The sequence below is a fragment of the Advenella alkanexedens genome (assembly GCF_019132845.1).
Lineage (GTDB): Bacteria > Pseudomonadota > Gammaproteobacteria > Burkholderiales > Burkholderiaceae_B > Advenella > Advenella alkanexedens.
Genome location: NZ_JAHSPR010000004.1, coordinates 84,489 through 96,699, shown reverse-complemented (window position 1 = coordinate 96,699; position 12,211 = coordinate 84,489). Strand labels below are relative to the sequence as shown.

Sequence of the window (12,211 nt, the reverse complement as noted above, 5' to 3'; positions counted from 1 at the left end):
ATGAATAAAGAAGTAACTGAATTCATTAAGGACAAGACCTTGATTAATGGTCAGTGGCTTGAAGCGATTAGCGGAAAAAAATATCCGGTATTCAATCCTGCCACAGGCGAACAAATCGTGCTGGTTCCTGATATGGGGCAGGCAGATACCCGATTGGCGATTGAAAAGGCGGAGCAGGCACAAAAACTGTGGCTCAAACAAACCGCCAAGCAACGCTCGATTATTTTAAAGCGCTGGGCTCAACTGGTTGAGGCCCATCTTGAGACACTGGCCACCATTTTAACCCTCGAGCAAGGCAAGAGCCTGGCCGAGGCAAAAGGCGAAGTCACTTCATCAATCAACTATATTGACTGGTTTGCCAACGAGGCGATGCGTGTTAATGGGGATGTTTTACCACCTAGTGCCGCGGGTAATTTCGAGTTTGTTAAAAAACGTGCGGTGGGTGTGGTGGCTGCCATTACACCCTGGAATTTCCCCAATTCGATGATTGCTCGAAAAGTTGCACCGGCCCTGGCTGCTGGTTGTTCTGTGGTCATCAAGCCAGCGGAAGACACTCCCTTGTCAGCACTGGCGTTGGCAGCCCTGGCTGAACAGGCCGGGATTCCTGCCGGTGTGCTCAATGTCATTACCGCCAGTTCTGGCCATGAAGTTGGACAGGAGCTGTGCGCCAACCCGATTGTCAGAAAACTGTCATTTACGGGCTCTACCGAGGTGGGTAAGATTCTTAGCCGTCAGTGTGCAGATACGGTTAAAAAGTTAAGTCTGGAATTGGGTGGCAATGCGCCGTTCATGGTTTTTGATGATGCAGACTTGGATGCCGCCGTGCAGGGTGCCATTGCCATCAAGTTCTATAACTCGGGGCAAACATGCATTTGTGCCAATCGTTTGCTGGTGCAGGATGGTGTCTATGAGGCCTTTATTGCCAAGCTGCAAGAGGCCTTGGGTAAATTGCGCCTGGGCAATGGTTTGCAGCCTGATTCAACACATGGCCCTCTGATCAATGAAAAAGCCATCCGGAAAGTGAGTTCAATTGTGAATAAAGCCGTGGAGCAAGGTGCGCGTCTTGTTCAGGGCGGTGCTCATCTTCCGGAAATTGGCAAACAGTTTTTCAACTTCACTATTCTGGCCGATGTCACACCCGAGATGGATGTTTTCAAAACGGAAATCTTTGGTCCTGTGGCTGCCGTTTATCGCTTTAAGTCGGAAGAAGAGGCTATTCGCCTTGCCAATAGCACCAATTATGGCCTGGCCGCTTATGCCTACACGGAAGATAAAGGTCGGATTTTCCGTTTAAGCGATCAAATGGAATATGGCATGTTGGGTATCAATACCCCCCGTTTTGTATCTGAAACCGTTCCTTTTGGCGGGGTGAAAGAATCAGGAGTCGGTCGCGAAGGCTCGGTGCATGGCATTGACGAGTTTTTGGAAATGCACTATGTCTGCATTAAAAATTAAGCAATCAAATTTTTTTTGTAATTTATAACTAAGGTGGAGCCTTTCATGTTTTCTATGAAAAAATTAACAGGTCTGGTTGGCGGTGCGCTTGTAGCGGCGTCTTTTTCAATGCCGGCTAAAGCAGATACGCTGCGTTTTGCGGTTGGGTTTCCTTCAGGTGCCCCCATTGAAGCAGCGCAAAAGTATGCTGAAGCGGTAAAAGAGTTAACGAATAACAAACATCGGGTTCGTATTTTTGAGCTTTCACTGCTCAGTCATGCTGAAATGAATGAAGGTATTAATAAAGGTCTGGCTGATGTAGGCTATTTGTTAACCGCTTACAGTCCTTCAGACTACCCATTCTCAAACCTGGGTGCAGATATGAGTATGTCGGTTGCGCTCAATGACAAGATTCCCGAAAAAGAAGGGATGGCTTATTCAGGGGCGATGCTTGAGTACATTATGCTCAATTGTCCTGAGTGCCAGGGAGAGTTCAAGAAAAACAATCAGGTATATACCGGTGTGGTTTCAACGCCTGTGTATACCATGTTCTGTAATGCCCCTGTGGATACCGTTGAAGAGCTGAAGGGTAAGCGTATTCGTATTTCAGGTGCGCCCTGGGCACGTTGGGCACGTGAATTTGGCGCCCAGCCGGTTGCCTTGCCAATTGGTGAAGCTTACGAGGCCTTAAGCCAAGGGGTGGTGGATTGTACATTCTTCTCGGCAACCGAGTTGACCAACTTTAATTTGATTGAAGTGGTGAAAAATATTGTGACAGATGTGCCAGGTGGTTTGTATGCAGCGGGTGGTGCGGCTACATTAAATAAAACCAAGTGGGACAAGTTTAGCACGGCTGAAAAAGAGGCCTTGTTAAAAGCCGGTTCAGTCATGACCTCTGAGGTAACTTATCGTTATCAGAAACAAGCGATGGATGATCTCGAAAAAGCACGTAAGAAAGGGATTAATGTCATGCAGGCTGATCCTGAGTTGTTGAAGAAATCACATGAATTCATCAGTAAAGACCTGGCTTATATCCCTGAGTTTTATGCGCAGGAATACAAGCTGGACCCTGCCCGACTGAAAGATTTGTCTGGCACAATGTCCAAATTGGTTGATAAATGGAGTGATATTGTTGCCAAGGCTGATATCCAGTCTGCTGAAGATTTGCAAAAATTATACTGGGATGAAGTTTATTCCAAGATTGATGTAGACAAATACGGCAACTAAGTTTTAACATGATTCATAGGGTGGCCAATGTCACCCTATGTTTTATCTGCATAGGAAAGAGGGTTTTGTCTAAGGTCATAAAAACAGATGATTCCGACAAGGATTTTTTGACAACCTTTGCCAAGGGACTGGAGGTTATTAAGTCATTTAACGATGAAACCCCCTGTTTAACAGTTACCGAGCTTGCGCAAAAGGTGGGCCTTAGCCGGGCTGCGGCAAGACGCTTTTTGCTGACTTTGTCTAAGTTGGGGTATTTAAATCAAAACAATGGACAGTTCAGTTTAAGCGCCAAAATTCTTGATCTGGGATATTCATATCTGGCGTCACTTAATTTTATGGAGCGTGTGACGCCCATTATTGAGCAGGTTGCCCGTGACCTGAATGAGTCGTGCTCTGTCACTGTTCTTGAGGATAAGGATATTGTTTATATTGGACGGGCCAGCCGTAGCAGGCTTGTTTCCATGAATCTGCAGATAGGCGCGCGTCTGCCGGCGTATGTGACCTCAACGGGACGTATTTTTTTGGCAACTTTAAGTGATGAGCAACTGGATGAATTTTTCAGGGATGAGGCTTGTAAAAAATTAACGGAACACACCAAGACGGCAAAGCAAATTATCGCGGAAATCAAGAAGGTGCGTGTGCAAGGTTATTGTCTGGTGAATCAAGAGCTGGAACTGGGGATGTGTTCACTTGCAGTGCCTGTTTATAACCGCAGCCATCAATTGATACTGGCCTTAATTGTGAGTTGTAATCCCTGGCTGATATCGCCAGAGGAAATGTTGCAACGTTTTTTGCCTGTCTTGAAAAGTGCCGCTCAAGAGATAACTTTGGTATTACCTTAAGTGATTTTTTGTTCATAAAGTAACCACCAGCTTGTGTTTGCCGAAAACCTTAATCGGTTATTGATTGATTAATTGACCAGGGAGTACGGGACGCGGATGTCCATCTTCCGGGATATTTGGTGGCATGTAAATTAAGAGCCTTGGCAGATATCGCAGGCAATAATAAAACCAGGCTGCTGAGTTTTAAGAACAAAAAGAAGCGTGACATGTAGCAGCTATATGTTAATTTGATTTATTCATATCAGAGCGGGTAAGTATATTAATTAACCTGAACCAAGACAAATTACTTTTTCGCTTATGAATATTACCTGTTGTTTTTTTAGAATATCAGTAAGCATCCGCCCCATACCGTATTGACAGCTTAAAGCTTTTTTACAGCTGCACTCGCCAGGGCAATAATTCGTCGACGCGATTAACCGGATAGTCGGCAATCACCGTCAGCACATGACGCAGGTACGCCTCGGGATTGATCCCGTTCAGTTTGACCGTATCTGGCAAACCTCAAAAGATTTTATGAGCTGGCTTATGGTACTGAGGATGCTGAAAGGATATTGCTTGAGCAAGTGTCAAGTGTGAAATCGGCATTAAGCTACGAAGATACGCTGGAAAATGATACGTGGTTGGTGGAATAAATCAAACTTCTGGATCCCCATTGTTGAGGGCGCATCACAAGCAGTATTTTTGGACGGAAACTATCATCAGGTGGAAGCCATATTATTTTCAAAACACAATGGAAAGGTGGTCCTCGAATCAATATTCAAAAAAATGGAAATAAAGAGAAAGCCTATTCTGTTGGCCATAATGGAGTTGGTTTAAATGTCCATTACTAGTGCGCAGTATCGTAGATTTAGAATGTGCCGCCAAGCCTGTTCAAACAGACGGTGACAGGTTGCAGGGACGTCATTAGAATGGCTGTGTCTGGTTAATATATGTGGTTGTTCATGGCGACTGGCTCTTCTTCTTGTACATTCCTTTGAACAACCCTGGTGGTCTGGAGTGTTTTGTGTTGAAAATATGTAAACCGGTTGCCCTGTTAATGATGTTGATTGCAAGTGCTTATGCGGTGGCTAATGAACGGGCCATTATCGTGTTTGATGGCTCTGGTTCAATGTGGGGGCAGATAGATGGCAAGCCCAAGCATGAAATCGCCCGTCAGGCTTTGGGCAACATGCTTGAAACCGTCCCCGATACGATGGAATTGGGCTTAATGGCTTATGGCCATCGTGAGAAAGGCAGCTGCACTGATATTGAAATGCTGGTGACGCCCGGCAAGAACAATAAAACGGCAGTCTTGCAGGCCGTGCAAAACATGAGTTTTCTTGGCAAAACCCCCTTGTCCGCAGCGGTTCAGCAGGCGGCAGATGCTTTGCGCTATACCGAAGACAAGGCAACCGTGATCTTGATTACAGATGGTGAGGAGACCTGTCAGGCTGATCCTTGTGCCTTGGGTGCCGAGCTTAAGCAAAGCGGTGTTGATTTCACTGCACATGTTGTGGGCTTTGGTCTGAGCAGGCAGCAGGGAGAGCAGGTTGCCTGTCTGGCGCACAATACGGGCGGACAATACTTTGCGGCCAACGATGCGGTGAACTTAAGCAAGGCAATGAACGCTGCGCTTGAGGCGGTGCAAACCGCATCATCTGCCAATGCAGTACAGCCAGAACCATTGCCAACGCCAGACCTGCCTTTGGCAACCGTTTCGGGACCAGAAACCGCCCAAGCGGGAACCGTTATTGAGGTTACATGGAGCGGGCCGAACGGCTCAGGTGATTACATTACCATTGTCACGCCCGAGGCCAAGGATTCAGAATATGGCGTATACAAACGTACGGCCAGCGGTGAGGTTTTACGTTTACAGGTCCCTGATGCCTTGGGAACGCATGAAATCCGTTATGTCCAGAACAAAGACCGTCAGGTACTGGCCCGGCAAACGGTTGAATTGACCCCTGTAGAAGCGACGGTGTCCGGTCCTGAAAGCGTTGGGGCAGGAGGAACCATAGAGGTGCAATGGACGGGGCCCGATAGCCCCGGTGATTACATTACGGTGGTTGAAGCGGGTGCTCCCGATAAAGAATATAACAATTATGCCCGTACGGCTTCCCGAAATCCCGTCAGCCTTGTGGTGCCTGATGGTTTGGGGAACTATGAAATCCGTTATGTTTTGAATAATTCCAAGCGTGTGCTGGCGTCGCAACCTATCAACATAACACCGGTTTCGGCGCGACTGGAGCTGCTGAATACCGCTGTGCCGGGCGGTAAAGTAACTGTGGTATGGACAGGGCCGGACAATCAATCAGACTACGTGACCGTTGTACCCAAAGGTGCCCCCGCCAATAAATACCTGGATTATGCACGGACTTCCTCTGGTTCACCGCTTGTGATTAAAATGCCGGCCCAGGTGGGTGAGTATGAGTTGCGCTATGTGCTGAATAGCTCAACACGGGTATTGGCCAGTTTACCGGTAACCCTGGCAGAAACGGCTGGCACGATTACCGTCCCCGATTCCGTGGTGGCCGGTTCGGTTATTGAAGTCACCTGGAGCGGCCCGGGTAACCGACAGGATTTCATTGAGGTCGTACCCATGGATGCCACACCTGAAACCGCACCGCTTGCCGCAACGCGAGTCAGCCAGGGCAGCCCACTGTCGGTGCATGCACCGGCAATTCCCGGTATTTACCAGGTCAGGTACATGATGCGTGATACCAAAGAGGTCTTGACCAGCAGGCAGGTGGAGGTCAAGCCCAACCCTTAAGCGGGTCTTGTCATTTGTTTATTTAATTGAATCTTGATATAGTTCAGGCAATAACGGCAGGGCTCTTATACCAGAGCCCTGTTTAAAATAATAATCATGTTTTCCTGGTGATCATGAAGGTGATCCGGTGCCCGACGCGCATGAATAAAACAGATGCCAGACAAGGAGGAAAGGGGCATGAGAGGGGTTGCCATTGATGGCACGCAAGCAACGATTTTATGGGTGGAAGATGAGCGGGATTTACGAGAGATATTAAGCAATGAGCTAGAGGATGCCGGTTATGTCGTTGTACAGGCCGTGAATGGCCAGGATGCACTGGATCGGCTTGAAGACTGCCGTCCCGACTTGATATTGTGTGATATTGCCATGCCCGTGATGGATGGCTATGCGCTGTTGCGTGTGATTCGGGAATCCATGACTGATTTGGCAGATGTTCCTTTTGTCTTCCTGAGCGCCCAGGATGGTTCGGATCAGATTGCGCAAGGCAAGTATGCCGGTGCCGATGATTATCTGGTTAAGCCCGTTAATTTTGATTTGATGCTGGCAACGATTGCGGCACGTCTTCGGCAGGTCCGGCGTATGCGCAACAAGCTGGCCGGTGATGAGGGCTGGCGGGCAGCATCGGCTGGTGCCGGACGGCAACTTGAGAGCCAGTCTTTTCATTGCCTGGTTCGCATGTTTAATTTGATAACGGCGGGTGTGGTTCTTCTGGATCGAGAGAGCAGGATCCAGTTTGCCAATATTTCAGCGCAGCGCTTAATGTTTGATTGTGCCGATTCTGTCTCCCAGGGAGTATTCAGTGCTGAAAAAATACCGGGTTTTGAAGGTTTGTTTTCTGTGATTCAGGTGGCGATTGATGCCGCTTTGAATGGACGGGAATATACCGAGTTCCTGTCTTTTCCCCGTTTGAATGGCCAGCGTGATTTGCTGGTGACCGTTTGTGCGCTAGAGGGTGTGGACAGCAAAGAGGATACCTGTGTGGCGGCATTATTCATTAGTGCAGGAGGTAATAATGAACCGGTGCCGGTCAGGGCGCTTGACGCCCTGTTCAAGTTGACCCCGACCGAGGCGCGGATTGCCTGGGCCTTCGCCCAGGGGTTGCGGCCCGATCAGATTGCTGAAACTTTTGACATTTCCCTGACCACGGTGGCTTTTCATAAACGTAATATTTTTCAGAAAACAAATACCAACCGTCAGGCCGACCTGATTGCCTTGTTATTGACCCTGCCGGTGAGTGTTGCCCAAGAGTGAGCCAGGGGATCCCGTCTGTTAATACGGTTTCTTTCCTGTGAACTTTGGATACACTGGGTGATGGTGATTGCTTGGGCAGGGCCAATTGATAAAAACAGGTTAAGGAGAAAGTATATGTGGGATTTCAGTATTGGGCGATCCTTGACATTAATGATGCAAACCATGCCCTTCATTTTATTGCGCTGTGCGGTGTATTTTGGCATTACGCTGGCGTATATCCTGATAACGGGCATAGGATCGGGCATTGGTTGGGGAATTGGCGGGCTGGGTGACGAGGGTTTTCAGGCAACGGCCGCGTTCTGGGGAGGAGCCATTGGTTTTGGCGTAACGGCGGGAATTATGTATTTTCTTAGGGAATACATTCTGTACATGGTTAAGGCTGCCCATATCGCGGCAATGGTGCAGTTGCTTGACAGCAAGCCCATACCGGGTGGCAAGTCGCAAATTGAGTACGCCGGCTCGGTGGTGAAAAGCCGTTACGCTCAAGCCAATGTGCTGTTCGTGATAGACCAGCTTGTCAAGGGTGTCATTACTGCCATTACAGGCTTGTTGCAAGGGCTGGGCAGTATTCTTCCCATCCCGGGCATGCAACAGGTGATGGGGGTGGTGCGCGTCTTTCTTCGGGTGTCGGTGGGTTTAATTGATGAAATCATACTTGCCTATGCCATCAAAACGGAAAGTGGCAATCCCTGGACGTCGGCACAAACGGCCCTGGTTTTGTACGCACAGAATGCACCGGGAATGCTCAGGAATGCGGCTTGGCTTACCGTGCTGATGTACGGGCTGTCGCTACTGGTGTTTCTGGTGTTGCTGGCACCGGCTGCCGCCTTGGTTTATTTCATGCCCGGCACCTGGTCGGCAGGTAGTGTTGTATTTGCCCTGTTGTTTGCCTGGTCGATCAAGGTTGCGGTCATTGAGCCTTTTGCCATTGCATGCCTGTTGCAGTCTTATTTTCAAGCCATTGAGGGCCAAAGCCCAGACCCCACCTGGACGTCCCGGCTGGAAGGGGTGTCCAGCAAGTTTGGCCAGTTAAAAGACCGGGCAGCCCGTTGGACTTCAGGTACGCCTGAGGCCCGGGATGTTTCTGTAGAAACCGGAGGTAGCCAGTCATGAGTACACGTCTGATACTTGGGGTGACAGGCCTGTTCTTGCTAGCAGGGCCAACGGCAGCCAGTCAGGTTTACCAGCAGGCATTGGCAGCACTTGAGGCCGACGCCGCGGCATTCATCCAGGGTGAGGGTTATGTCATTGTCGATCCCGACACCTTAACTGATGAGCAATACTATTCGAAAAAAAATTTCCCTGACGCGCAAAATGGGGGCGCATCGATAAGTTTGCCAGATGCGGATCTGGATCCCATTACCCGGGCAATATTGCTTTTTGATGCCAAAGAAGCCAGTTTGCCGCATGCCCGCTATCGGGTTGCTTACAGCATGAATGCTTCTTCTGAGGTTCCGGAGGCACGGCAGGACTATGTGGAAGTCACACGCTATAACGTGGGGCCGGCACGTCGCAACGAGCTGTTGGCATTTGTGCCCGAAGCACAGGTGGCTGCGCCTGCGGAGTTTGGTGTTGGGCCGAATGTTAGTTGGCGATTTGTCATGGCGCCGGTCATGGGTACCAGGGCAGGTCTTTTGCATGCCAGCCGCAAAGAGATCCCTGATGCCCAGGCGCAGGCTGCTGATTGTCTGGGTGAGCCTTGTCTTGGCCTGGTTGATCCGGTAGGCCCCAACAGGGATTGGATACCGCTCCAGCCGCCATCACTGGCGCCGTCGGCTTATGCCGGAAAAAGTGATGGAGATGTTGCCAGGCCGGCTCGGGTCATCGAAGAACTTTGGGCTAGCATGTCATCTGATGGCATGGATGACATGCCGTACACTAAAGATCAGCCGCCTTTTGTGTTGGTGGTTTCCTGGAATACTGCCGGTCAGGATGTTGCGGTTTCAGGCCTGGCCAGACAGTTCCCGGTGATGGATGATTCGGTGTCTGAAATTTGGACGCAACGCTATGAAATGGCACAAAGTCCCGCCAGTTTTTCAAGTCTCTATGTACCGCGTTACTGATTATTTGCAAAAGAAAGTATTTTGACGATTCAGTAATAAGTGTAACGTTAATTCAGATGCTGCTTGACGCCTATGGTCTCTAGGGAGTTCAATGCGGGTATGGAGTGTCATGCATTAAAAACAAAAAATATTAAAAAGCAATAATCGGCTCTACCACTTAATTGCGATTTCATTGGTTCGGTACCAAAGTTGATTGTCGGTGCAAATATGGTTTCACAAGCAGGCATGAGGGAGGAAGGATCATGAGAGAGTACAAGGCATTATGGTGGACATTAATTGCCGTTCTGGCGATAACCTTTGCAATTCTGGGCTTGGCTGGTGTAGAGGTCTATAAGCACGTTCCTCCCATTCCCAATCAGGTGGTCACGCCTTCGGGCAAGGTTGTCATGACCAAAGATGAGGTTCTGGATGGGCAAACGGCCTGGCAAAGTACTGGTGGTATGCAGGTAGGTTCCATCTGGGGGCATGGTGCTTACCAGGCGCCCGACTGGACGGCAGACTGGTTGCACCGGGAATTGCTGGCCTGGCTGAATCTGGCTGCGCTGGACAAATACGGCAAACCTTATGATGAGTTGGATTTTGATAGCCAGGCCAGCCTGATTTATGCGGCTAAAAAAGAATTCAGGGCCAATACCCTGAATGCCGAAACGGGTGTGATGACTGTATCCGAGCGACGGGCACAGGCCATTGAGCAAACGGCAGACCATTATTTCAGACTCTATGGGGATGATCCTGCGTTACGGCAAATGCGCGACAACTATGCCATGAAGGAAAATACCCTGCCTAATGATGAACGCAGGCAGGCATTAACCAAGTTCTTTTTCTGGACATCCTGGGCAGCTTCTACCGAAAGGCCGGGCAGTGTGGCTACGTATACCAATAACTGGCCGCCCGAGCCTTTGGTGGGTAACCATCCGACAACAGAAAATGTACTGTGGTCTTTGGCCTGTGTGATTATCCTGATTGCCGGAACCGGTTTTCTGGTTATGGGCTGGGCGTTTTTACGCCGCCATGAACCAGAGCCCCAGGCGCCTGCCAATGACCCGCTTTCGCTGGCAGGACTAACCCCGTCACAAAGGGCCCTGGGCAAATATTTGTTTGTTGTGGTTGCCTTGTTTGCCGCGCAGGTTCTGTTGGGCGGGTTTACCGCGCACTACACTATTGAAGGGCAGCATTTTTACGGGATTGATGTTTCACAGTGGTTTCCCTACTCATTAACCCGTACCTGGCACTTGCAACTGGCCATTTTCTGGATTGCCACGGCATTCTTAAGTGTTGGCCTGTTTCTGGGGCCATTGGTGAACGGCGGGAAAGATCCTCCGTATCAAAAGCTGGGGGTGAATATTCTGTTTGTGGCCTTGATTGTGGTGGTCGTGGGCACGCTGGCAGGTAATTTCCTGGCCATCAAGCAGGTTATGCCAGAGTACCTGAATTTCTGGTTGGGCCACCAGGGGTATGAGTATCTGGACCTTGGCCGGGTTTGGCAGCTGGCTTTGTTTATTGGTATTGTCTTCTGGCTGGGGCTAATGCTCAGGGCCTTTATACCTGCACTGAAGCAGGGCGGTGATAAAAACCTGCTGGCCCTGCTGTGCATGTCTACCATTGCGATTGGCCTGTTTTATGGTACTGGCCTGTTTTATGGCGAGCGTACCAATATCACGATTATGGAATACTGGCGCTGGTGGGTGGTGCATCTGTGGGTAGAGGGTATTTTTGAGGTGTTCGCTACTACCGCTTTAGCCTTTGTGTTTTCCAGCATGGGGCTGGTTTCCAAGCGTATGGCAACCACGGCCAGCCTGGCGGCGGCATCCCTGTTTATGGTGGGGGGCGTGCCCGGCACTTTTCATCACCTGTATTTCTCGGGCACCACAACGCCTATTATGGCAATTGGTGCCGCGTTTAGCGCCCTGGAGGTGGTGCCTTTGATTCTGCTGGGCTATGAGGCATGGGAGCACTGGAGCCTGAAAGCACGGGCACCATGGATGGAAAAAGTGAAATGGCCATTGATGTGTTTTGTGGCTGTTGCATTTTGGAATATGGTGGGTGCCGGTATTTTTGGCTTCATGATTAATACGCCGATTGCCTTGTTCTACCTGCAAGGCCTGAACACGACAGCGGTGCATGCGCACGCGGCCCTGTTTGGCGTTTATGGGTTCCTGGCCATTGGTTTTGTATTGCTGGTACTGCGTTATATCAAGCCAGGTTTTGTGTTTAGCGATAAATTGATGGGCACCGGGTTCTGGTGGCTGAATGCGGGATTGGTGTTAATGATTTTAACCAGCCTGCTGCCGGTTGGCCTGTTCCAGTTTGAAGCCAGTGTGGATGTGGGCATGTGGTATGCACGCAGTGATACTTTTTTGCAGCAGGGGTTTTTGGAAACCTTGCGCTGGATCCGCACCTTTGGTGATGTGGTGTTCATTGTGGGAGCTTTCTCGGTTGCCTGGCAGGTTGTGCTGGGCCTGCTTCATTCGGGAGATCATGATGCCACTGTGATGGCGGGTGCAGGCACCCATGCCAGGGCCTCGGCCAGAAAAGAGTGGTAATTTTGGCGTAATGTGAAGAGGTCAGGTCAAGCGTGGTTTGGGTGTGAAGGGTTTAACGACCGGTAATGCCCAAACTTTTTCCAGGACTGAACGCTGTTACTG

8 protein-coding genes and 1 pseudogene are annotated in these 12,211 nt (G+C 49.7%); 8 read left to right on the top strand and 1 reads right to left on the bottom strand.

Annotated elements, in window-relative coordinates; all coding sequences use genetic code 11:
• From KU392_RS06600 to KU392_RS06590, 3 genes are read left to right on the top strand one after another with little or no spacing between them, the layout of a single operon-like run.
• Positions 1 to 1,455 carry an NAD-dependent succinate-semialdehyde dehydrogenase gene (locus tag KU392_RS06600; RefSeq protein ID WP_217734926.1) on the top strand — a complete coding sequence of 485 codons (1,455 nt, stop codon included), beginning with the start codon at positions 1 to 3 and terminating at the stop codon, positions 1,453 to 1,455.
• Between the two features lie 45 nt (positions 1,456 to 1,500).
• Positions 1,501 to 2,661 (top strand): C4-dicarboxylate TRAP transporter substrate-binding protein, encoded by a 1,161-nt coding sequence (locus KU392_RS06595; protein ID WP_169295097.1) that lies wholly within the window; start codon positions 1,501 to 1,503, stop codon positions 2,659 to 2,661.
• 20 nt (positions 2,662 to 2,681) lie between these two features.
• Complete coding sequence (locus KU392_RS06590) at positions 2,682 to 3,503, top strand: IclR family transcriptional regulator domain-containing protein (protein ID WP_211182379.1); 822 nt, start codon at positions 2,682 to 2,684, stop codon at positions 3,501 to 3,503.
• A gap of 372 nt (positions 3,504 to 3,875) precedes the next feature.
• Here KU392_RS06590 and KU392_RS06585 read toward each other — a convergent pair.
• Positions 3,876 to 3,992: pseudogene (locus KU392_RS06585) on the bottom strand (transposase domain-containing protein); the annotation flags it as partial.
• Positions 3,993 to 4,506: 514 nt separating this feature from the next.
• Between KU392_RS06585 and KU392_RS06580 the strand changes: the two are divergent.
• The 5 genes from KU392_RS06580 (at position 4,507) to KU392_RS06560 (ending at position 12,109) form a co-directional block, all read left to right on the top strand.
• The gene (locus tag KU392_RS06580) at positions 4,507 to 6,252 is read left to right on the top strand and encodes a VWA domain-containing protein (protein ID WP_217734925.1); all 1,746 of its coding nucleotides are present in this window, start codon (positions 4,507 to 4,509) and stop codon (positions 6,250 to 6,252) included.
• A 177-nt stretch (positions 6,253 to 6,429) separates the two neighbouring features.
• The gene (locus tag KU392_RS06575; protein ID WP_217734924.1) at positions 6,430 to 7,503 is read left to right on the top strand and encodes a response regulator; all 1,074 of its coding nucleotides are present in this window, start codon (positions 6,430 to 6,432) and stop codon (positions 7,501 to 7,503) included.
• A gap of 114 nt (positions 7,504 to 7,617) precedes the next feature.
• Positions 7,618 to 8,616 carry a hypothetical protein gene (locus tag KU392_RS06570; RefSeq protein WP_217734923.1) on the top strand — a complete coding sequence of 333 codons (999 nt, stop codon included), beginning with the start codon at positions 7,618 to 7,620 and terminating at the stop codon, positions 8,614 to 8,616.
• Positions 8,613 to 9,566, top strand: coding sequence for a hypothetical protein (locus KU392_RS06565; protein WP_217734922.1), 954 nt, complete (start codon positions 8,613 to 8,615; stop codon positions 9,564 to 9,566). Before KU392_RS06570 ends, KU392_RS06565 begins: the two co-directional genes overlap by 4 nt.
• Positions 9,567 to 9,808: 242 nt before the next feature.
• Entirely contained in the window at positions 9,809 to 12,109 is a 2,301-nt protein-coding gene (locus tag KU392_RS06560) for a nitric-oxide reductase large subunit (RefSeq protein ID WP_217734921.1), read from the top strand.
• Positions 12,110 to 12,211: the final 102 nt, after the last annotated feature.

Bases quoted from the DNA above. Each gene is read 5' to 3' on its own strand.
- KU392_RS06600 (WP_217734926.1), top strand. From the start codon at position 1: ATGAATAAAGAAGTAACTGAATTCATTAAGGACAAGACCTTGATTAAT.
- KU392_RS06595 (WP_169295097.1), top strand. From the start codon at position 1,501: ATGTTTTCTATGAAAAAATTAACAGGTCTGGTTGGCGGTGCGCTTGTA.
- KU392_RS06575 (WP_217734924.1), top strand. From the start codon at position 6,430: ATGAGAGGGGTTGCCATTGATGGCACGCAAGCAACGATTTTATGGGTG.
- KU392_RS06570 (WP_217734923.1), top strand. From the start codon at position 7,618: ATGTGGGATTTCAGTATTGGGCGATCCTTGACATTAATGATGCAAACC.
- KU392_RS06565 (WP_217734922.1), top strand. From the start codon at position 8,613: ATGAGTACACGTCTGATACTTGGGGTGACAGGCCTGTTCTTGCTAGCA.
- KU392_RS06560 (WP_217734921.1), top strand. From the start codon at position 9,809: ATGAGAGAGTACAAGGCATTATGGTGGACATTAATTGCCGTTCTGGCG.